General features: G+C 32.8%; 27 protein-coding genes. 22 read left to right on the plus strand and 5 right to left on the minus strand.

What is annotated here, in order from left to right; genetic code table 11:
• Positions 1–176: 176 nt before the first annotated feature.
• The 14 genes from BCR24_RS17375 (at position 177) to BCR24_RS05660 (ending at position 7,410) form a co-directional block, all read left to right on the plus strand.
• Positions 177–320, plus strand: a complete 144-nt coding sequence (locus tag BCR24_RS17375; protein WP_239574238.1) for a TfoX/Sxy family DNA transformation protein — start codon at positions 177–179, stop codon at positions 318–320.
• Positions 321–630: 310 nt separating this feature from the next.
• Positions 631–948 carry a class I SAM-dependent methyltransferase gene (locus BCR24_RS16385; protein WP_338064547.1) on the plus strand — a complete coding sequence of 106 codons (318 nt, stop codon included), beginning with the start codon at positions 631–633 and terminating at the stop codon, positions 946–948.
• A 27-nt stretch (positions 949–975) separates the two neighbouring features.
• Entirely contained in the window at positions 976–1,293 is a 318-nt protein-coding gene (locus tag BCR24_RS16390; RefSeq protein ID WP_083244327.1) for a hypothetical protein, read from the plus strand.
• A gap of 57 nt (positions 1,294–1,350) precedes the next feature.
• Positions 1,351–2,046 (plus strand): hypothetical protein, encoded by a 696-nt coding sequence (locus tag BCR24_RS05610; RefSeq protein WP_069639591.1) that lies wholly within the window; start codon positions 1,351–1,353, stop codon positions 2,044–2,046.
• A gap of 47 nt (positions 2,047–2,093) precedes the next feature.
• Positions 2,094–2,465 (plus strand): hypothetical protein, encoded by a 372-nt coding sequence (locus BCR24_RS05615; RefSeq protein WP_069639592.1) that lies wholly within the window; start codon positions 2,094–2,096, stop codon positions 2,463–2,465.
• 180 nt (positions 2,466–2,645) lie between these two features.
• On the plus strand, positions 2,646–2,990 hold the full coding sequence (locus BCR24_RS16395; protein WP_240604553.1) for a cysteine hydrolase family protein: 345 nt from the start codon (positions 2,646–2,648) through the stop codon (positions 2,988–2,990).
• Between the two features lie 55 nt (positions 2,991–3,045).
• Positions 3,046–3,366 carry an HXXEE domain-containing protein gene (locus BCR24_RS05620; RefSeq protein ID WP_069639593.1) on the plus strand — a complete coding sequence of 107 codons (321 nt, stop codon included), beginning with the start codon at positions 3,046–3,048 and terminating at the stop codon, positions 3,364–3,366.
• A gap of 26 nt (positions 3,367–3,392) precedes the next feature.
• Positions 3,393–3,905 carry a DUF5067 domain-containing protein gene (locus tag BCR24_RS05625; protein WP_157804662.1) on the plus strand — a complete coding sequence of 171 codons (513 nt, stop codon included), beginning with the start codon at positions 3,393–3,395 and terminating at the stop codon, positions 3,903–3,905.
• 78 nt (positions 3,906–3,983) lie between these two features.
• Positions 3,984–4,193 carry a hypothetical protein gene (locus tag BCR24_RS05630; protein ID WP_141707031.1) on the plus strand — a complete coding sequence of 70 codons (210 nt, stop codon included), beginning with the start codon at positions 3,984–3,986 and terminating at the stop codon, positions 4,191–4,193.
• Positions 4,194–4,296: 103 nt separating this feature from the next.
• On the plus strand, positions 4,297–4,776 hold the full coding sequence (locus BCR24_RS05635) for a hypothetical protein (RefSeq protein WP_069639596.1): 480 nt from the start codon (positions 4,297–4,299) through the stop codon (positions 4,774–4,776).
• Positions 4,777–4,867: 91 nt separating this feature from the next.
• Positions 4,868–5,149 carry a hypothetical protein gene (locus BCR24_RS05640; RefSeq protein ID WP_069639597.1) on the plus strand — a complete coding sequence of 94 codons (282 nt, stop codon included), beginning with the start codon at positions 4,868–4,870 and terminating at the stop codon, positions 5,147–5,149.
• Positions 5,150–5,250: 101 nt separating this feature from the next.
• Positions 5,251–5,562 carry a hypothetical protein gene (locus BCR24_RS05645; protein ID WP_069639598.1) on the plus strand — a complete coding sequence of 104 codons (312 nt, stop codon included), beginning with the start codon at positions 5,251–5,253 and terminating at the stop codon, positions 5,560–5,562.
• Positions 5,563–5,753: 191 nt separating this feature from the next.
• The gene (locus tag BCR24_RS05650) at positions 5,754–6,233 is read left to right on the plus strand and encodes a hypothetical protein (protein ID WP_069639599.1); all 480 of its coding nucleotides are present in this window, start codon (positions 5,754–5,756) and stop codon (positions 6,231–6,233) included.
• A 733-nt stretch (positions 6,234–6,966) separates the two neighbouring features.
• Entirely contained in the window at positions 6,967–7,410 is a 444-nt protein-coding gene (locus tag BCR24_RS05660) for a hypothetical protein (RefSeq protein WP_069639600.1), read from the plus strand.
• A gap of 465 nt (positions 7,411–7,875) precedes the next feature.
• Here the strand turns inward: BCR24_RS05660 and BCR24_RS16840 are convergent, their stop codons facing one another.
• Positions 7,876–8,022 carry a hypothetical protein gene (locus tag BCR24_RS16840; protein ID WP_157804664.1) on the minus strand — a complete coding sequence of 49 codons (147 nt, stop codon included), beginning with the start codon at positions 8,020–8,022 and terminating at the stop codon, positions 7,876–7,878.
• 229 nt (positions 8,023–8,251) lie between these two features.
• On the opposite strand from BCR24_RS16840, the gene BCR24_RS05665 reads away from it, so the two are divergent.
• From BCR24_RS05665 to BCR24_RS05690, 6 genes are all read left to right on the plus strand, one after another.
• A complete protein-coding gene (locus BCR24_RS05665) occupies positions 8,252–8,653 on the plus strand; it encodes a DUF3224 domain-containing protein (RefSeq protein WP_069639601.1) in 402 nt (133 codons plus the stop codon).
• 494 nt (positions 8,654–9,147) lie between these two features.
• Complete coding sequence (locus BCR24_RS05670) at positions 9,148–9,579, plus strand: hypothetical protein (RefSeq protein ID WP_069639602.1); 432 nt, start codon at positions 9,148–9,150, stop codon at positions 9,577–9,579.
• A gap of 208 nt (positions 9,580–9,787) precedes the next feature.
• A complete protein-coding gene (locus BCR24_RS05675; RefSeq protein ID WP_069639603.1) occupies positions 9,788–10,057 on the plus strand; it encodes an ACT domain-containing protein in 270 nt (89 codons plus the stop codon).
• Between the two features lie 170 nt (positions 10,058–10,227).
• Positions 10,228–11,571: a PFL family protein gene (locus BCR24_RS05680; protein WP_069639604.1), complete on the plus strand. Its 1,344-nt coding sequence runs from the start codon at positions 10,228–10,230 to the stop codon at positions 11,569–11,571.
• Positions 11,572–11,704: 133 nt separating this feature from the next.
• Positions 11,705–12,091 (plus strand): DUF1149 family protein, encoded by a 387-nt coding sequence (locus BCR24_RS05685; protein WP_069639605.1) that lies wholly within the window; start codon positions 11,705–11,707, stop codon positions 12,089–12,091.
• A 226-nt stretch (positions 12,092–12,317) separates the two neighbouring features.
• On the plus strand, positions 12,318–13,709 hold the full coding sequence (locus BCR24_RS05690; RefSeq protein ID WP_069639606.1) for an L-cystine transporter: 1,392 nt from the start codon (positions 12,318–12,320) through the stop codon (positions 13,707–13,709).
• A 77-nt stretch (positions 13,710–13,786) separates the two neighbouring features.
• Here BCR24_RS05690 and BCR24_RS05695 read toward each other — a convergent pair whose 3' ends face one another.
• The gene (locus tag BCR24_RS05695) at positions 13,787–14,596 is read right to left on the minus strand and encodes an MBL fold metallo-hydrolase (protein ID WP_069639607.1); all 810 of its coding nucleotides are present in this window, start codon (positions 14,594–14,596) and stop codon (positions 13,787–13,789) included.
• A 108-nt stretch (positions 14,597–14,704) separates the two neighbouring features.
• On the opposite strand from BCR24_RS05695, the gene BCR24_RS05700 reads away from it, so the two are divergent.
• Together BCR24_RS05700 and trhO are read left to right on the plus strand one after the other, a co-directional pair.
• Positions 14,705–15,076 carry a VOC family protein gene (locus tag BCR24_RS05700; protein ID WP_069639608.1) on the plus strand — a complete coding sequence of 124 codons (372 nt, stop codon included), beginning with the start codon at positions 14,705–14,707 and terminating at the stop codon, positions 15,074–15,076.
• Between the two features lie 259 nt (positions 15,077–15,335).
• A complete protein-coding gene (gene trhO, locus BCR24_RS05705; RefSeq protein WP_069639609.1) occupies positions 15,336–16,277 on the plus strand; it encodes an oxygen-dependent tRNA uridine(34) hydroxylase TrhO in 942 nt (313 codons plus the stop codon).
• A gap of 55 nt (positions 16,278–16,332) precedes the next feature.
• Here trhO and BCR24_RS05710 read toward each other — a convergent pair whose 3' ends face one another.
• The 3 genes from BCR24_RS05710 to BCR24_RS05720 form a co-directional block, all read right to left on the minus strand.
• Positions 16,333–17,436 carry an SLC13 family permease gene (locus tag BCR24_RS05710; protein ID WP_069639610.1) on the minus strand — a complete coding sequence of 368 codons (1,104 nt, stop codon included), beginning with the start codon at positions 17,434–17,436 and terminating at the stop codon, positions 16,333–16,335.
• 130 nt (positions 17,437–17,566) lie between these two features.
• Positions 17,567–18,304 (minus strand): amino acid ABC transporter ATP-binding protein, encoded by a 738-nt coding sequence (locus BCR24_RS05715; RefSeq protein WP_069639611.1) that lies wholly within the window; start codon positions 18,302–18,304, stop codon positions 17,567–17,569.
• Position 18,305: 1 nt separating this feature from the next.
• Positions 18,306–20,453, minus strand: coding sequence for an amino acid ABC transporter substrate-binding protein/permease (locus tag BCR24_RS05720; RefSeq protein ID WP_069639612.1), 2,148 nt, complete (start codon positions 20,451–20,453; stop codon positions 18,306–18,308).
• Positions 20,454–20,764: the final 311 nt, after the last annotated feature.

Consider the following 20,764-nt stretch of genomic DNA (forward strand, 5'->3'; position numbering starts at 1 on the left):
TTTTACTACCTCGGGAATAAACGAAGATGTTAAAAAAGTTGAGAGCTATATCAACAAAGGTATAGAGATAAATAGCCAGAAGAGTTCTAAATGAACTGGAGACGTTATTTCAAAAAGAATAGTAAAAAGATGTTTTTTTGATCACGCTAAAGCAATTACCAAATTTAGGAAAAGAGATGGAATCCAAACTAAAAAGTATTGGAATCAGTACAGCTGAGGAATTACAGGAAAAGGGAGTTAAAAGTGCGTATCTTAAACTTAAAATGAGGTATTCGAATATTTGTCTGGTTCACTTATACTTATTTGCAGGGGGCAATTGATTCAGTTGACTACAACAAGTTATCAGCAGAGAAGAAAGGGGACTTGAAAAAATTTTCTGATAGTTTGAAAAAAATGTGAAATTTATTTCACTATACGCATTGCTCTCAAAAAGGATCAGAAAAAAGAAACTTATAATATGAACTTGAACAGACTATTTACTAACTTTTGAAGTCCTAATCTATATGAAAAAAGTGAAGTAGAGTTTTGGACAGATCTGTATATTTCTAAACAATTGCTGAAAGCGTATTTAAAGAAAAATTTCGATGGGCAAGTAGTAACATAACATTTATTGAGCAATCAATTGACTGGATTTGTAAATTGGCCCCGTTTTTGAATTTTAAAAATGTCGTTGATCTAGGGTGCGGTCCAGGATTATATGCAGAACGATTAGCACTCAAAAACTATAATATTACAGCGTTAGATTTTTCGGAAAACTCAATTGACTACGCTAAAAGAGAAGCGAAAGCAAATAATTTGGTAGTTGATTATAGGCATCAAAATTATCTTACTTGGCAAGAGACTGAAAGATATGATTTAGCACTATTAATTTATTGCGATTATGTAGCTTTAAATGTTGAAGATCGGAAAAGGTTACTCAAGAATATTCTTAGCTCGTTAAAAAGTTGAGGGAAATTTATTTTAGATGTCTTTTCTTTGAAAAAATTATCTCAGTTTGAAGTAAGGAATAGCTGGGAGTATTATGAAAATGGCGGGTTTTGGACAACTGACAAACATGCTACTATAACAAAAAATAAACTTTATGATGGTGAGATTACCTTGGAACAAACTATTGTAATAAATGAAGATAATATGACTGTGTTCAATATTTGGCATCAGTATTTTGATATAGAGAAAATAAAATTGGAGCGGGAGAATGCAAATTTTATAGTTCTTGATTATTACGATGATGTGAGTGGGAAAGAATGGACTGGTAAGAATGAAACAATGAGTTTGGTTGTGCAAAAAGTATGAAAACATAAAAATCCACACGTGGATAAATTTCCTCAAAAAAGATCAGGAAGAAGGAGTATGGTGGAAAAGTTATTGAAAGAGAAACTACAGATAAAAAAGAATCGCAACAAGATAATTTCTATCGTGTCTTTATTGTTAGTATTATTTGTAGTGGTCTTAAGCGTAAAAAAGAAACAATCAAATGAATTAGAATACATGGAACTTCAAGTAATCGATAATATAGTAGGAACTTATGAAGAAGGCGATTCGTACACTTCTTCAGGTGAATGGATAAAATTTTTAAACGTATATAGAAGAGATGGAAAATACAAAATAGATATAAATCCTTTATATGTAAAATTAAAAATGGATAACAATTATAAAGAAGCAGAGGAGTTAATGCAAACAAAGAAAGAAGTTGTCAATTTAATGCAGCTAAGATTAGACGACTTAATTAACAATGGCTACCAAAGTTTTTTAGATTCACTCCCGAAAGAAGTAAAGAAAAAAACAATAAGCCTGCTATTAGATTATGCCAAAGAAGATCCTAATAGAGAAGAGACAATAAATTTTATACTGAATGGTGGTTCTCCAATACATAAAAATGGTATTCAAATTGATGTAGCTACTAATATAGTTCATGATTTAGTAGATGAAGTTATTTTTAAAGATAAAATCAATTCAGAAAAATATGAAAAATTACATGGATTATCCGACAAATTTTTTAGAAAAGATTTTTATCCTATAGAATTATACGACAAAGAAAAAAAGTAACAAAAAAGGATTGATAGCTGCGTGCATTAGATCAAAAAGGTTTAAAAATGAAGGGAGTGATTTTGTTGAGATTCCTCACGTGCTGGAAAAATAAAAAGGATAAAGAAAATACTCAATTGAGAAAAGCTTTATCTGAAATTAGACAACCACTAATAAAAATCAAGCTTTTATCTGAAAAACTGAACTATTCTGGATTCACTAAAAGATTCGAAGAATCTTTAGAAATTCTAGAATCAAACTTAAATGATCAAGAGAAGGCAAAACGATTATTAGTGAAAACTGAGATACTTGGCGGTATGGGAACTTGGATGGATTCTCCACCATGGACAGCTTATCAATTAGGAATAAGTAGCGAATTTGAAGAAACAACAAAACGATTTTCTATTGCAAGAAGTAAAATAAAGAAATATTTAATATAGCTATGTTGAAAAAAGATCAATAGGAGATGATAGAAATGATAGGAGGAAAAGTGAATTAAGAAAAGCTTTATTAGTAATTGATATTCAAAGTAAAACAATTGGACCACTGTATGGTAAAAAAAAGTTTTTGAGAAGAGTAAATAGGATGATCGTTTTTTTCACGAGAAAAATATACCCGTTATATTCTTTAAGCAAGACGGATGTGGAGAGTTATCTAATAATTTAAATCGACTAGATAACGATGTTGTTGTAGATAAAAAAGAAGGAAATGCATTTACGTCTTCTCAATTTAATGAAGTAGTAAATAATCTCAAACTAGATTCATTCGTGGTTACAGGATTAATGAGTAATGCCTGTATTCAAAAAACATGTAAAGGTGCATTGAAACAAGGGTATTCTGTGAATCTAGTAGAAGATGCACATGATTCCATAGTTAAGCCATTGAAAACTATCTGGAATAAAAGATTAAAGAAAATTGGAGTCAATACAGTAACTTCGAGTATGTATATCACTATTCAAAAATAAATTTATTATTATAGAGGCTATCCTAAAAAGGATCAATAAAAAAGAGGTTGAGTGAATGAATTTAATATGTATTATTTTTCCAATAGTATTTATGATGCATGAATTAGAAGAAATTATTTGGATGCCAGATTTCTCTAAAAGAATATATTCTTCAAAAAAACAACTACCAAAAATAGTTAAGAACACATTAAAAGAAAGTAATTCAAAGAAGTTTTCATTTATTGTAATGGAGGAGTTTTTGCTACTTGGTTTAGCTACATTTTTTTGCTATTTCTATTCACAATATAATGTTTATGTCGGAATTATTATTGGTTATGGAATCCATATAATTGGACATGTTATTCAAACATTGTTTTTGAAGGAAATTATACAATAATGATGAAATTTAGAAAGGTGATATTTATGAAAACTAGAAAAATATTGTTCAGTATTGCGCTTTTAATGTGTCTGTCAAATATAATAGGTTGTTCAGCTAAAAAGACTTGGTCTTTTTCAGAAAAAGAAAATACTTTTATTGGTAATACTGCAAAAATAAAAATAAAAAAAGAAGAAAAGATACCACTATCCGGCGGTGGATATGCCGTTCGAGTTTACTATAAAGTAACGAATTTGGACTCTAAAAAAACAGATGGATATTCTTTAATATTGCAACAAATAAACGGGTTATACCAAGATGGGAAAGAATTAGATTCAGCTACTATTGTAGGTGCAGAGGTTGATGATGCTGAAACAGCAGTAACAACAGAAATAGAGCCAGAAAAAACAGAAGAAGTCTATGTTGACTATTCAGTAATTAATTATGAATCTGAGATTGAAATTAGTTTTTCTGAGGATGGGAGTAGCGAAGAACGAGCAAAATATACTTTCAAACCCGACAATCTTTCAGAGGCAAATACAAAAGGTCTTTTTAATTAAAATTAGACTTTCAATTTCAGGCGCTCGGCAAAACTAATCTATGTCAAAAACGATAGAACTTTTAAAGAAAATAAATGAATGAGTACTTTAAATATGTTTTTCAAGAAAAAGGAAAAAAAGAATGTACACTATTGTTTGGAGTGTGAACGCGAAATTCAAGAAGATGAACTAAATTCTGATAATGAGGGATTCGATGGTTACTATTGCTCAAGTTGTGCGGATAATTTAGGACATTCTGGTTGGGATGTAGTTGATCCTGATCATAACTTTGATTCATTCTCAGATTGAGATGAGAATGGACACTAAATCTATCAATTGAAATGCTACTGTCAAAAATAATCGATAGCTGCATGTATGAGATCCAAAAACGATTGTTATTAAGGAGTTAAGAATGAAAAAATATAGTTTTTTTGGTGGTACTTTCATATTGCTTAGTTTGCTTTGTCTGATGATTTTTAATTTAAAAAGTAATCAAACAAATATAAATAATTTTGATGGTGTAAAAGTTCGTAAAATCTTAGTATCAATTACTGATACAGAAAATCAAGAAAATAGTTTTTTACTTGATATTAAAAATGCGAAGGATATAGAAAAAATAATCGCTTTGTTAAATGATATAGACAATTCTAATTTAAAAGAAATAGATGATTGGAGTGTATATACAGATTCTAAAACTTATAGAATTAGTGTACTTGAAGACTATCCCAAAGAAAAATTTTATTCTATTACAGGAAATAATATTTCTATAGGTACGGAATCGGAATCATCTTTTTACGCTGTGAGAAGCATGGGACAAAGAAAGATAAAAAAACTACTGAAATATGTATCTTCTATAGAAAAAAATGACGGAAACTATAAGAGTTATTATTGAAAAATCTTAATGTAAAAATTACTTTGTTTCTCAAAAAGGATCGATAGCTACATGTATGAGATCCAAAAAAACAAGGAAGGAAAATGGTAGCGTGATAAAATCGCTAGTAAAATATTTAAGGAAAAAGAATGATATCGGAGTTACAGAAGATGATCTAATCAATACCAAGCGAGCTTTACAAAATATAAATAGATTATCCCAAAAATTAGACGAAAACAATTTTTGTAGAATGTTCAATTCTGCTCTAAATATTTTTAAATTGGATATATTTAATCAAGAAAAAGCAAAACGGAGATTGCTAAAATCTCAGGTATTCGGTGGGATGGGATCTTGGAATGATTCTCCAGGTTACAATACTTACGATTGGGAATGAAAAAAGAATACGAAGAGGTTACAGAAGAGCTGTTTGAACAGCAATTGATTCTTCAGAAAAAGATTAGTGTTGCTGAAAAGGATAAATAGGAGGGCCTAACATTGAGTAAGACTGTAAAAGATATTTTGAAATGGAAGGAAAGTAAACAGGAATTTGGATTGGGAATTGATGGGTATGTTTGTTTTTTTATGGAACTTGTAGATAATTATGAATCGAAAATAAATGGTAACAAAAGGAATATAAAAACTATAAAGAGGAGCAATCTTGATAAAGAAGCGACAGATTATGTTATACACCAGTTGTTTATAATTAATGAGAATGCTGCAAGAGAACTTATGAATGGACTAGGGATGGAAGATCCGTATATTTCTGAAGAAAATAAAAGTCACTTAGAGAATAAGTCGAAATTCTAATTTGCAAAAGAAATATAGAAACATAAGGTGAATTAACTAAGTAGATTTAGTCCTAAAAAAGGGTGGATACGAATGGTAAAAAATCCTGAAGGCGAAAATAGTTCGGAAATTATAATCAGAATCAAAGTACCTAGTTGCACGGTAGTTCGGAAATACTAAAAAGGATTATATAAAAGAAGGGAATAATAATAATGAAAAAGACAATTTTTTTAATTCTATTTTTAAGCGTGGCACTAGTAGGTTGTACTAGTAAGCAATCAGAAGAAGTAGTTACTTCAAAGGTTAAAAGTCTAGAATCAGAAAATTCAACTACAACTATAACAACAGAAAATGTAACGGATGAAACGACAAAAGTGTCTACTGATAGCCATGAACCAAATTATACATTACAAGCAATAAGAAAAATGGCAGAAAATAGTGCCGATTTGGACACTATGATAATTGGTCTTTACGATACGCCTGATGATTACAAAATTTTAGCAGAACCAACTTATGAAGAAGGTTCATACAGCTTTATTAGTGGTCCTGCTAATGGGGAACCTGTTGCTTACACTGAAAACAAAGAAGATACAGAAAAATATAATTTAACTAAAAATCCAAAAGCAACTTCGATTAAAGAAGTGAAGCAAATGATAGAAGACTTGAAACAGGAACTAGCACAAAATGAATGACAAATAAAAAATTTAAATTTAAAAGATAGAAGGATTCTTAAAAAGGATCAGTAGTAGCATGAATGAGAACCAAAAAGGATGAATAATAAATCCGAAAATATAATAAATTAAAGAGAAAAATGAATAGTATAAAAGTAGTCACTTTATGTGGATCAACAAAATTTAAAACAATATTTACGGAAGTAGAAAAAAAATTAACTAAAAAAGGAGTTGCTGTATTAAGTCCGCAATTTTCTTATATCAATGATAGAGACGAAATGACATAAGAAGAAAAAATGTTATTGGATAAAATACACTTAAAAAAAATTCAAATATCTGATGAAATTTTTGTAATAGACTTTAATAATTACTTGAGGGAAGTACAAAAAAAGAGATTGAATATGCACGATTGAATCATAAAAATATAAGATATTATAGTAAGGAAAAGGATTTTTAGATTATCAAAACCGATGAATACGAACAGCAATAATTCCTGAAGCTGAAAATCATTCGGCTTTTAGTGCCAACATGTGGGGACTTGGTGTTGATTTTGTTCGGTTTATCAAAAAAGATCTTTCGGGAAAACGACTCATTTTGTCCAACTGAAGTGTGAGATCCACCATGTAAAATTTATTAAGAAGCGAACAATCGATCACGCCAGGACAATGTTTGAACTGAAAATGCCTAACTAAAAGTCAAAAAGGATTGATAGGTTTATTAACAAAAAATAGATCAATAACTAAAGGGGGGAAACATGATAAAAATATTTAAGTATGGATTTTATAGGTATTTGAAAGCAATTTTTGTTTTAGTAATTTTAGTAGGAGGATTTTTCTTTGCATACAAAAATGAACTGTTGAATTTTGAGGCAATTGTTCTATTTATTCTGTTTGCCATTTTTTTAATGATTCTTGTTTGGTGGCAACTATCCAGTCAAATCATACTCAAAGAAGGAATCATTACAATTAAGTGTTTTGGAATGACTATTAAAGAAATGAAGATAAATAATACAATATTCAAACTTAATGGATATGAAGACCCTAATGCTTATCGTTCTTTGACTAATAAGTCGGAACCATACTATTGCATTAGTACTACAGATAAGAATTCAAAAGACCATTATAAAATAAAGATATATGATAAGAAAGACTATCTAAATTTTTCGAGTGTACTTAAAAAAATAGTGAAATTAACTTAGTTCCCAAAAAGAATAGATTTTTTTAAGTGTAGGATAATTACATTTGAATCAAGAAATCGAAATAAAAAAAACTATATTTCAACTTCATAGAAATTGATACATAGTTTTTTTGAGAAATATGGTAAAACAGCTTTTAGAAATAGAATGTCAAAGAAACAATTGGATCCCAAGCTTTTGCAAAAAATAGTTTCACGATTAATACTATCCTTAAAGTTAAGAATATTTATCTTAAAGATGTAATAACAAAAAAAGGAGAAGTAAAGAAAAATCTGAATATTCTGTCGTTTTTTTTCGAAAATGGAATAATAAAGAGCTTTATTTTACAAGTGATTTTCAATCAGCAAAAAAATACTGGCATGGTCGATTAGCTGAAGAGGATATCAATTTATTTCAAAAGACAAAATCAGAAACGGCTATTACTGCATCAATATCTAATTTTGCATAGCTTATACATGTCAGATTATTTTAAATCGGAGGATCTAGAATAAGCGATTGACCAAATGATTGAAGATAAACTATGTGATCCAGCATGGCTTTTACATTCAACTCTTCATCATCATGAAAAGCTTTAGGTATGGCGACATGATATGAGCTTTTCAAATAAAAATTCATTTCAATTACTCCTTCTCATCATTTTTAGATAAAATATTTTCTTATTTATCTTATCAGAAAAATTAAATTAGAAAAAGAAGTGTCAAGAGTAATGATTAACAAAGCAATAAATGATACGTAAATGACTAAGTTCAAAATATAGTAAAGAAGTGTTGCACTTAATTTGACAATTCTAGCTTGCAAAAAGAACATATGTTTGCTATTCTGTTATTCATAGGGAGGGATAAGTATGAGTGCAACCTTTAGTGTAACCAAATGGGATGAACAACCCGTCGATGAATCAAAAATAGCGTTTCTAGTGAATCGAGTCCAAGCAGAATATGAGCTTGAAGGTGATTTACAAGGGAAAGCGTGGATCGAGTATCTTCTTTATTATTTAGAAAGTCAGTCAGAAGATGGTCATCTAGCAACAGCAAGAATAACAGGATTTCTTCATTTTGAAGGCCAATATAAAGGAAAAACAGGAACCTTTACAGCGGCTGAAAAAGGTATTTTCGATAAAGGCTCCCTTGATTCACCAGGAATGCTTATTCAAGGTACTGGAGAATTACACAGCTTGACGGGTTCTTATCAATATGATTTTGTCGGCGAAAATAGTAAGCTGATTCTGGATTTTAAGAACAATAAATAGTTTATCCAGATTATACATTATCTAACAGGGCATAATAAAGCGAAAGCTAGCTTATTAGCCTCTCAGTTGTAGTTTTCCAAGCGTGATATCGATATTTTACCTACGCTTGGTTTTTCCAGTATATACTCAAGGTGGACGAGCTGGTGGTAGTTGTTTATTGAATATACACCATTTATCAGCCACTTTTGTCGATGATAAAGAACAGGATCAGCTTATTTTGCGAGTGTTGCATCACTTGTTAATAAGTTACCCTCTCTATTTAAAAAGCAAGTAAAACCGTATATCGATATTGATTTTTCAACTTGTGGATGAGAAGATGAAGTAGCTTGGTGCAGCTGTTGAAATAATAAAATCAATTGAGTTAAAAGAAAAAATCAAGGTAGAAATCAAAAAAATCAAGCAGCTTTATTTAAAAAAATTGTTCTTAATAGTTCATTATTCCTCTTGAAACAATGACTATTGCTTGAGATAATAGCAAGGGAAAGAGGGATCATATGAGACAAATTTGGCTTGAGCGATTACTTCGTTGGAATGCACAGCTTCAAAAGTTATTAAAGGGCAGATATGCGCGCATGGATCAACTGAATAGTACCTTGATGAAGGGAAGCTTCGTCTTAATACTGCTTAACTTATTTTTACCGACTTCAATAGCCAGTTGGTTGGCAGCTGGTCTTTTACTGTGGCTAAACTATCGATTTTTCTCAAAAAGAATTTATCAACGTTCAAATGAAAATACTCGTTATGTTTTAAAAATGCAACAGTTAAAATCTCGATTTGCGACTGTCAAAGAAAAATTCAAAGAGCGTAAAATCTATACCTTTTTTAAGTGTCCAAAGTGTAAACAACAATTACGAGCACCGAAAGGAAAAGGGAAAATTAAAGTCACATGTTCAACGTGTAAAGAACAATTCAATAGAATAGTTTAAAAAATAACTTCTGAGAGTTTTTGTTAAATCTCAGGGGTTCTTTTCATTTATTTTGAAAAACGAACAATAAGATATTTCTAAAGTATTTTGTTCTGATTTTCCGTTAATAATTGAACTAATTATGATATAATAGGAAAAACTTATGCTGCTTTAAAAGCTGAATTTACGGCTTTTTTGTTATCAAGCGTTTAAATTAGGAGGAAATTACATGCGTGCAGTTTTAACAGTTATCGGTAAGGATAAGGTAGGAATTATTGCTGGTGTTAGTCAAAAATTAGCAGAACTGGATATGAACATCATTGATGTTAGTCAAACAATCATGGATAGTTATTTTACGATGATGATGGTATTAGAAATTTCAAAAGAGAATAATAACTTAGAAAAGATTCGGGCTGAACTAAATGCATTAGGGGAAAAGTTAGGTGTGACAATTAGTATTCAAAATGAAGAAATTTTCAATGTAATGCACAAACTATAATATAGAGTATTGTATTCTCTAATTTTCCGTCTGACCATTTAAAAAAGCTAAAAGCTGATTGTCGTCAGGCAAGGCTGAGCGAACTTGTTCAGTGTTTCATACTAAACTATGGCTACACAGATTATTCTCTAAACGAGCCTGTGTAGCTTTCAAATTCGGGAGGAACTACTTTGGAAACAAATCAAATTTTAGAAACAATTCGTATGATTGAAGAAGAAAATTTGGATATCAGAACGATCACAATGGGTATTTCGTTGTTAGATTGTATTGACAGTGACAGCGATCGAGCTTGCCAAAAGATTTATGATAAAATCACCCGTTTAGCTAAAAATTTAGTTAAAGTTGGAGAAGAAATCGAATCGGAATATGGCATTCCAATCATCAACAAACGTATTTCCGTAACACCAATCGGAATCGTTGCAGCTGCTAGTTCAGATACTGATTACGTTAAATATGCAAAAGCACTAGATAAAGCAGCACAAGCAGTTGGGGTGAACTTTATTGGGGGATTTAGTGCGCTAGTTGAAAAAGGCTACCAACACGGTGATGACATTTTAATCAATTCAATTCCTCAAGCATTAGCTGAAACAGAGTTTGTCTGTTCTTCAGTTAATATTGGCTCAACGAAAGCCGGAATCAATATGGATGCAGTTCGTCATATGGGCTATGTCATCAAAGAAACGGCAGCAAAATCTGATATGGGCTGCGCAAAATTAGTTGTTTTTGCAAATGCAGTAGAAGATAATCCATTTATGGCAGGGGCATTTCATGGTGTTGGTGAGGCTGATTGCGTAATCAATGTCGGTGTTAGTGGACCTGGTGTAGTCAAAAGAGCGCTAGAAAAGGTCAAAGGGGAACCATTTGATATTGTTGCTGAAGTTGTAAAACAAACGGCCTTTAAAATTACTAGAATGGGTCAACTAGTTGGGAAAATAGCATCCGAACGTTTAAATGTTCCATTTGGAATCGTAGATTTATCTTTGGCACCAACGCCTGCAGTGGGGGATAGTGTAGCCTATATTTTAGAAGAGATGGGTTTAGAAAGTGTGGGAACGCATGGAACAACTGCAGCATTAGCTTTATTGAATGACGCAGTGAAAAAAGGCGGTGTAATGGCTTGTAACCATGTTGGAGGGCTATCTGGTGCCTTTATACCAGTTTCAGAAGATGCTGGAATGATCGATGCGGTCAATAATGGCGCATTAAATTTGGAAAAATTAGAAGCGATGACAGCAATCTGCTCTGTTGGTCTAGATATGATTGCTATACCAGGAGAAACGTCTGCTGAGACAATTGCCGCAATGATCGCTGATGAAGCAGCAATTGGTGTGATCAACCACAAAACGACAGCAGTGCGAATCATACCGGCAAAAGGAACAAAAGTTGGTGACATGGTAGAATTTGGCGGTTTATTAGGTCGAGCACCCGTTATGAAAGTGAATGACTATGCTTCGACAGACTTCATTTTACGTGGGGGAAGAATACCAGCTCCAATCCACTCGTTTAAAAATTAGATTAAAATGAGTCTCTAAGTATTGGTGATAAAAAGATGTATGGTATAATAAAACAGTAGCTTGATCATTGTGTTTTCAGACATAACAAAATAGAAAAAATAATTATTGGACTTAAAAAAGGAGATTTTAATTAATGGAAATAAAACGTCAACAAGAAGTCGTAGAAGCTTTTCATTACGACATGCGTACAGAAGATATGGGAGAGGTAGAAACAGATCTTAGAGTTGGTTTTTCACCAATTGAATCAACGGATGAAAACTATCCAAAAGAAAACTCGATCATTGCAGCGCGCTTAGAGTTTCGCTTAATTTTTGAGGAATATATTTTGTCAGGTTCAGTTAGCCAAATCAATCATGTGATCAATCATAAAATTGAAAACCAAGAAGATATCTCTCAAGAAGAAGTAGACGAATTAGTAAGCCCATTATTTAGCATTGTGCAACGTATGGCATATGAAATTACTGAAATTGCCCTTGATAAACCAGGAATCCAGTTAAATTTCCAATCAGCAGCTGAATAACAAAATAGCGAAAAGAGTTTGTGATAGTTTTAAACTATCACAAACTCTTTTTTCTATCATTATAGAAACAAAATAATACCCCTTGGCCCATTAAATCAGTTACAATAAGAACATCACTGAAAATGAGCTTCTTTATTTTTAGGGGAATCATTGAAGAATGATTTCCGGGAACCTTTACTTCCTTTGATGGACTTGTCATTTAAACTAAATTACAGGAGGGAAAAAAATGACAACACTCATCACTGTTTTAGTGGTCCTTACTTTTCTTGCAGTGTTATACGTCTTTTATCGGATGCAGAAAAAACACTATAAATTTTCAACGCGTGTTTTTGCCGCATTAGGTGTTGGTATTGTATTAGGTGCAATTATTCAATTCGCATTCGGTACACAAGATAAAATCACAACGCAAGCAATGGAATGGATCAGTATTGTAGGTAATGGATATGTAGCATTTTTACAAATGCTCGTAATCCCCTTAGTTTTTGTTTCGATCGTAGGAGCATTTACTAAAATGAAAGAATCCAAGCAAGTTGGGAAAATTAGCTTTACCGTCCTAGCAACCTTGTTAGGGACAACAGCTATAGCCGCTTTAGTTGGAATCGGAACAACCTTATTATTTGGGCTACAAGGCGCAAAATTTACAGAAGGAACGGTAGAAACGGCACGGATCGCAGAACTTGCAACTCGACAGGAAACCGTTGAAAACCTATCGATTCCTCAACAAATTTTATCTTTTATTCCTAAAAATATTTTCGCGGATTTTGCTGGCACCCGTCCAACAAGTACGATTGGCGTGGTTATTTTTGCCGCATTCGTTGGGATTGCCTATTTAGGTATTAAAAGAAAAGCACCAAAAGAAGCAGAATTTTTTGCAAACTTGATCGACAGTCTTTATAAAATCACGATGCGAATCGTGACATTGGTTTTACGTTTAACACCTTATGGGGTTTTAGCATTGATGACAAATGTTGTTGCGACAAGTGACTATAATGCAATCCTTAATTTAGGAAAATTTGTATTAGCTTCCTACACCGCATTAATCATTGTAATGTTGGTTCACTTAATAATCTTAATGGCAGTCAAAGTAAACCCTGTAAACTATTTGAAAAAATCGTTTCCAGTGTTGAGTTTTGCTTTTACATCAAGATCAAGTGCAGGAGCAATGCCTTTAAATATTGAAACACAAACAAAAGCTTTAGGTGTTGATGATGCCACAGCGAATTTCGCTGCAAGTTTTGGTATGTCAATTGGTCAAAACGGCTGTGCAGGCGTTTATCCTGCTATGCTGGCTACTATAGTTGCACCAACTGTGGGAATTAATGTCTTTAGTTTAGAATTTATCTTGATGCTAGTTGCAATTGTAACGATTAGTTCGTTTGGTGTAGCAGGTGTCGGTGGCGGGGCAACGTTTGCTTCGTTGATCGTATTAGGCGCAATGAACTTACCTGTAGCGATCGTTGGTTTGGTGATTTCTGTAGAACCATTGATCGATATGGCTAGAACGGCTGTTAATGTCAGCGACAGTATGGTAGCAGGAATCGTGACGAGTTCACGAATCAAAGAGTTAGACCGTGATGTCTTGAATGATAGCAGTTTAGTCATTGAAGAAAATGTTTAAAGAGTGATCCACTTCTCTTCCCCAAGAGAGTTTAAAATAAAAAGAAGGTAAAAGCTATAAAGCTCTTACCTTCTTTTTTAATACCATTCGATATGTAGACCAACACCGACTTCTTCGATCGGCAGTTGAGACTGTATTTTCGCTTTAGCATGGAAAGAAACACAGTGACAGGGGTAGAGAGAAGTAATATGATTTTCCTGGAAATAACGAATCGTTTGTTCTAGTTGTTCATTGATGTCAAACAAATGAAAACCGCCAATCACACCTTTAATTGTTTGAGTCCCAGTAACTTGTTTCGCATATTCACAGATATTACTAATTCCACTGTGAGAGCATCCAGTAATAACAAAAATTCCGTCTTGTCCTTCAAAAACCAAAGCAGAATCATCTAAAACATAATCAGGTGTATAGCTCTGTGAGATTTTTGTTTCCCCCACTTGTTTGCGCGGTTCAAAGTTGACAAGTTCGGGTATTTCTCCCAAGAATGTGATGTTTTTAGAAATTTTTATTGGTTCTTTTGTAAGACGCACGCGATAGTTTTCTTTGAGTTCGCTTAACGTAACCGCTGATCCAATTACTACATCTTCTTCTTTTTTCGGGAAAAAAGCTAGTGGGTGTGCAACAATTTCAGGTTTTTGTTTTGTGAAGATATCAGAAATGATGCTTAGACCGCCAGTATGATCATTGTGCCCATGTGAGAGAGCCAACTTTGTTACTTGACTCAAGTCAATTCCTAATCCAGCTGCATTTTTCAAAAAGATGTCACTATAACCAGTATCGAAAAGAATTTTGTCCTCACCATCTTCGATGTAAAATGATAGAGCAGGTTCTCCATAGTAATAATGATCGATGTAAACATTATTATCCACCAAAACAGTTAATTTCATTTTTTCTCCTTCTTGAAGCAAAATTATTTTCATAAATCATACCATAAGCTATGATGGAAAGTATATAATAGAAAGATAGAACTATGACCTAAGAAGAGGAGTTAAATAATGTTTACAAATCAAATCAAAATTATGTTATATGTAACCAATGTAGAGGAATCAAGTAGATTTTGGCAAAAAATTGGTTTTGTAGAAAAAGAAAGAGATGCAGTTGACGGTACCTTAGTTGTAGAGATTGCACCAAGTGAAACGGCAGAAACAATGATTGTCTTATACGATTTAGAATTTATTCAACAGCACTCACCTGAGGTTGCTGGGAATACACCATCATTGATGTTTTTTGCGGATAATATAATAGAATTATACAAAAAAATGAAAGATGCTGGTGTGCGAGTAGGGGAATTAGTGCAATTACCTACTGGATTAGTTTTTAACTTTGCTGATAATGATGAGAATTATTTTGCGGTGTCTGGACAATAAGGAACCTATTTAAATGAACGACCTGAGCTTTTCTTTTTTTAGAAAGCTTAGGTCGTTTTATTTTGAAACATAATGAATTTAAGAGGTGATAGTGCGAAGTAAAAAAGTTCACCTCTATATGTGCATTACTCCACAAGCAAATAGCTCGCTTTTTTTATTTGTTTTTTTATATACTAAATATGTATGAAGAAAAAAACAGGGATTGTACAGTTATTATGGAGATAGCAAAACAGTTTCTTAGAAAAAGGAGAAAGATAAAATGGATTACCGCGTATTACTTTATTATAAATATACGACGATTGAAAACCCTGAAGAATTTGCAAAGGAGCATTTAGATTTTTGTAAATCGCTAAATCTAAAAGGCAGAATTCTAGTCGCAACAGAAGGAATCAATGGCACACTTTCAGGAACGATTGCTGATACAGATGCATATATGGAAGCGATGTTAGCAGATGAGCGTTTTAAAGATACGTACTTCAAAATTGATGAAGTGCCAGAAAATGCCTTTCATAAAATGTTTGTCCGTCCTAGAAAAGAATTAGTTTCTTTGAACTTAGAGGAAGATGTCAATCCTTTAGAAATAACTGGGAAATATTTAGAACCAGCTGAATTTAAAGAAGCATTACTTGATGAAGATACAGTTGTGATCGATGCTAGAAATGATTATGAATATGACTTAGGTCACTTTAGAGGTGCAGTTCGCCCAGATATTCGTAATTTTAGAGAATTACCACAATGGATCAGAGAAAACAAAGAACAATTTATGGATAAAAAAGTTGTGACTTATTGCACGGGTGGCATTCGTTGTGAGAAATTTTCGGGTTGGTTATTAAAAGAAGGCTTTGAAGATGTTGCACAACTTCATGGTGGGATTGCGGTCTACGGAAAAGATCCCGAGACAAGAGGTGAGCTTTGGGATGGTAAAATGTACGTATTTGATGAACGTATTAGTGTTGAAATCAATCATGTTGATAAAAAAATCATTGGAAAAGATTGGTTTGATGGTAGCCCTTGTGAGCGTTACATTAATTGTGCCAACCCATTCTGTAATAAACAAATATTAGCTTCAGAAGAAAACGAAGCAAAATATCTTGGTAGTTGTTCAGACGAATGTCGCCATCATCCTGCGAATCGTTATGTGATGAGAAATGAACTTTCAGAACAAGACGTGAAGGCTAGGCTTGAAGCAATTGCCAATTAAACAACTATTATAAAGTCGAAGGAAAATGATTGATTCATTTTCCTTAGACTTTTTTTTACAATAAAAAAATAAAAAATAGCATAAAGAACAACAAGAAAACGAAGTTGATTAAAGTAAACTGTAAAATAAACTGCTTTGATTGAGAAGGATAGTACTTTTTATATAATTTGAACCCAATTAAATTAGCTAATGAAGCAATGATCGTACCTAAGCCACCTACATTCACGCCCCAAAAGAGTGCTTGAGATTGAACGGTGAATGGCGCTATTAGAATAGCTGCTGGAACATTACTGATCATTTGACTAACGAGGATACTTCCAAAAAAAGTACGCGTATTCGTTGTAAATTGCTCTTTTATAAAAGTTGAAATCATTTCTACTTGAGAAAAGTTTCCCACAGCAATGAAGAAAAAAACAAACGTCCCCAATAATTTATAGTCAACACTGCTAAACGTCTTTTTATCATAGAAAATAAGGATGAGTGTAGCAATAGGAATGATAATGAAATAAGGAAAAATATTAAATACACCTAAAAGAATAAATAGACCGATCAAACTTAAAAAAAATGTTTTTTTCTTATTGATGATTGGAAGGAAACTATTTTGATTAGAAATCGTTGTTTTTTTTATAAATAGAAATGAGAGCAATAGAAATAAAAGCGAAGAAACGAGCAGCACAGATGCCCATACAAAAAATTCAGCCGTTGAAAGCGAGTAGTAAGAGAACAAGAAAAGATTTTGCGGATTTCCAAAAGGAAAAAAACTACTCCCTAAATTAGCAGCAACAATTAGCAATACAGCACCGGCAATTTTATCTGTCATTGTTGGAAATTTTTTGATGATCGTTAAATAAATAGGCATCAATGTCAGTATCGCGACATCGTTTGTTAGAAGCATTGAACTAAAGAACGATAATAGGACGATATTTCTGATCAGGCTACGAGTTGTCGCCGAGAAATCAATCATTTTTTCTGCAAAAAAAGTTAAAATGCCAAGATTCTCAACATTCTTTACAAAAAGCATCAAACCAAATAAACAAAAAATCACTTTAAAATCGATTGTTTTCAATGAAAATGCACCGCAATAAAGACTAATAATCGCAATCACAAAAGAAATCGTAAATAATAAATCATCGGTAAAAAAAGTAGTCATTCGTTTCATTCAACAATACTCCTTTCGATAGTCTGTTCAAATTTACTTCAAAAAATCTAAAATATCAAGAACAAAGCAACCTCTCTAGCAACAAAATGGATCACTCAATAGTCTGAGTGATCCATTTTAGCATAAGTGATCAAATATTAAGAACTTTATCCAAGAAATCTTTGGTCCGTTCATTTTGCGGATTTTCAAAGATTTGTTGAGGCGTTCCATCTTCTAAGAAATTCCCACCATCGATAAACATCACGCGATTGGCCACTTCTTTAGCGAAGCCCATTTCGTGTGTCACAATGACCATTGTCATTCCTTGTTTAGCAAGTTTTTTCATCACATTTAGCACATCACCAACCATTTCTGGATCAAGTGCTGAAGTGGGTTCGTCAAACAGCATGATGTCTGGATTCATTGCTAAAGCTCGAGCAATTGCGACACGTTGTTTTTGACCGCCAGATAATGATTCAGGATAACTATCTTTTTTATCAGCTAGGCCAACCGTATCTAAAAGCTTGAGGGCTTTTTCTTCGGCTTCTTTTTTAGAAAGGCGTCCTAAATCTGTTGGAGCTAAGGTAATATTTTCCATGATAGATAAATGAGGGAACAGATTAAAATGCTGGAAAACCATTCCGATATGTTGACGAATTTTATTAATATTTGTATTTTTGTCTGTTAGATTCGCACCATCAATGATAATGTCACCGCTTGTTGCTTCTTCCAATTGATTTAAACAACGAAGAAAAGTACTTTTACCAGAACCAGAAGGACCAATTACACAAACCACATCGCCTTCTTGAATGGATACATTAATATCATTTAAAACGGTATTATCACCGTATTTTTTTACTAAATGTTCTACTAGAATTTTTTCCGCCATATTATTTCACCTTCTTTTCCAAAACTTTAGCTAATTTCGTTAAGGCAGTAATTAAAATCAAGTACATCATTGCGATGACGAAGTAAACCATCGTACTTTGTAAGTTTCTTGCAACGATGATTTTACCAGTTTGCAATAATTCAATCAAACCGATTGCCGAAAGTATCGTTGTATCTTTTAATGAGATAACGAATTGATTGACGAACGATGGGATCATGATTTTGATTGCTTGTGGTAAAATGATTTTTTGCATTGTCCGATTATAGGAAAGACCTAAGCTACGTGAAGCTTCCATTTGACCAACAGGTACAGCATTGATCCCGCCTCGTACAATTTCAGAGATATAAGCACTAGCATTTAAGGTCAACGTAATGATCCCAGCTAAGAATACTGGAATATTGAAGCCTAAGATTCCTGGTAAGCCAAAGTAAATGAAGAACGCCAAGACCATCAAAGGAATTCCTCGGATAATATCCACATAAATCGTTGAAAGGATACGTAACGCTTTTGAGGGTGAAGCACTGAATAATCCCAAAATCACACCAACGATCAATGCAAGAATAAATGAAATCAAGGTCAATTGAATCGTCATCCATAAACCACTCAACAGACGTTTCCAATTGTTTTGGATCATACCCATAAAGGTTGATTCATCGACTTTACTTTCTGAAGAACCATCTTTTACATATTTTCCGATAATTTCATCGTATTCACCAGTTCGTTTTAACTCAGCCAACCCTTCGTTGAACATTTCGATTAATTCTGGATTTTTATCTTTTTTAACAGCGAAGCCGTACTTTCCGCCTTCTTCACGAGGAATCGGTGTTGCCAGTGGTTGCTTTTGTGCCACACCATAACCGATTACTGGATAATCATCCATCATAGCATCGATTTCACCAATCTCAAGAGCACTATATAAAGCGTCAGTTGTATCAAGGTATTTGATCGAATAATCATATTTATCTTTATTTGCTTCTAAGAAATCAGCACTTTCTGTTCCAATTTTTGCGCCAACTTTTTTATCTTTTAAATCTTCATAAGAATGGATCGAGTCATTGCCTTTTTTTACAGCGATTTGAATACCGCTATTGAAATAAGGCGTTGAGAAGTCAAATGATTTTTCACGTTCATCTGTGATGGTCATTCCTGCAATCATTGCATCTGCTTGCCCAGATTCAACAGCTTGAACAGCTGAGCTAAAGCCAATAAATTTAAATTCAATATTGAAATCTTGCAATTCAGCGATCCGATTTACTAAATCAACATCGATTCCTTCATATTTTCCATCTGCATTTTGAAACTCGAATGGAGCGAAGGTAGAATCACTAGCAATCACGTATGACTCTTTTTTTGGCTGGATCTTTTTCATTGTTGTATCAGATTCAGCTCCAGTAGAAATATACTTGCTTACAATTTCATCGTATTTACCTGAATTTTTTAACTCTTTGAGACCAGCATTGAATTGTTCAATTAATTCTTTATTTTGTCCTTTCTTAACAGCAAAACCGTAAGAACTCCCTTTTTCTTTTTCACCAACTAGCTGAAGTTTTTGCCCATTAGTGATAGCATAGCCTAAAACAGGGTAGTCATCAAAAATGGCATCAGCTTCACCATTTTCAAGTGCTTGATAAAGCCCGGTAGCATCGTCAAAGTTTTTGATCGTGTAGTCATATTTTTCTTGATTCTTTTCTAGGAAAGTTGCACTCTCTGTACCTACTTTAGCAGCCACAGTCTTTCCTTTTAAGTCGTTATAATCTTTGATAGTATTGTTCCCTTTTTTGACCGCCATTTGTAAGCCACTATCAAAATAAGGTTCAGAAAAATCAAAAGATTTTTTGCGTTCATCTGTAATACTCATTCCGGCAATCATACCATCAACTTGCTTCGATTGTACGGCTTGGATTGCACTGTCAAAGCCCAACGGTTTTAAATCCACCTTAAAATCTTGATCATCCGCAATGGCTTGAAGTAAATCAACATCGATCCCCACATATTCTCCTTTGGAATCTTGAAATTCAAAGGGAGCAAAAGTCAAATCTGTTCCTATAGTATATGTTTTTTCTTCAGCCTGAGCATTTTGCCCAAGTGAGAATGTCAGTAGACTTGCCATCATTACAATGAATGAAAGTAAAAAGTGTTTCCTTTTCATAAAATACCTCCTATATTTGCATATTTGATAATTATATAGTAAAAAAAGGCAAAAGCACAAGTCATTCACTATGATAAAATCAAAAAAAACTCATTTTCTCACATCCGATGTGATTAAATGTGACATTTTGCGGTAGAAAATAAATATAAATGGCTAATAAGCTCTAGTTCTAGATAATCCTTTAAAGGCAAACAAAATATTAAATAAAATGTAAATTAGCAAAAAATGCGTATATGCAAACTGCTCTATAACTAGCGAAAATATGTTCGGTATGTTAAAATAATTTTAAGAGTTTCTTTTTAATTGTACCT

It is taken from the genome of Enterococcus ureilyticus (assembly GCF_001730315.1).
In the GTDB taxonomy this organism is placed as follows: domain Bacteria; phylum Bacillota; class Bacilli; order Lactobacillales; family Enterococcaceae; genus Enterococcus_L; species Enterococcus_L ureilyticus.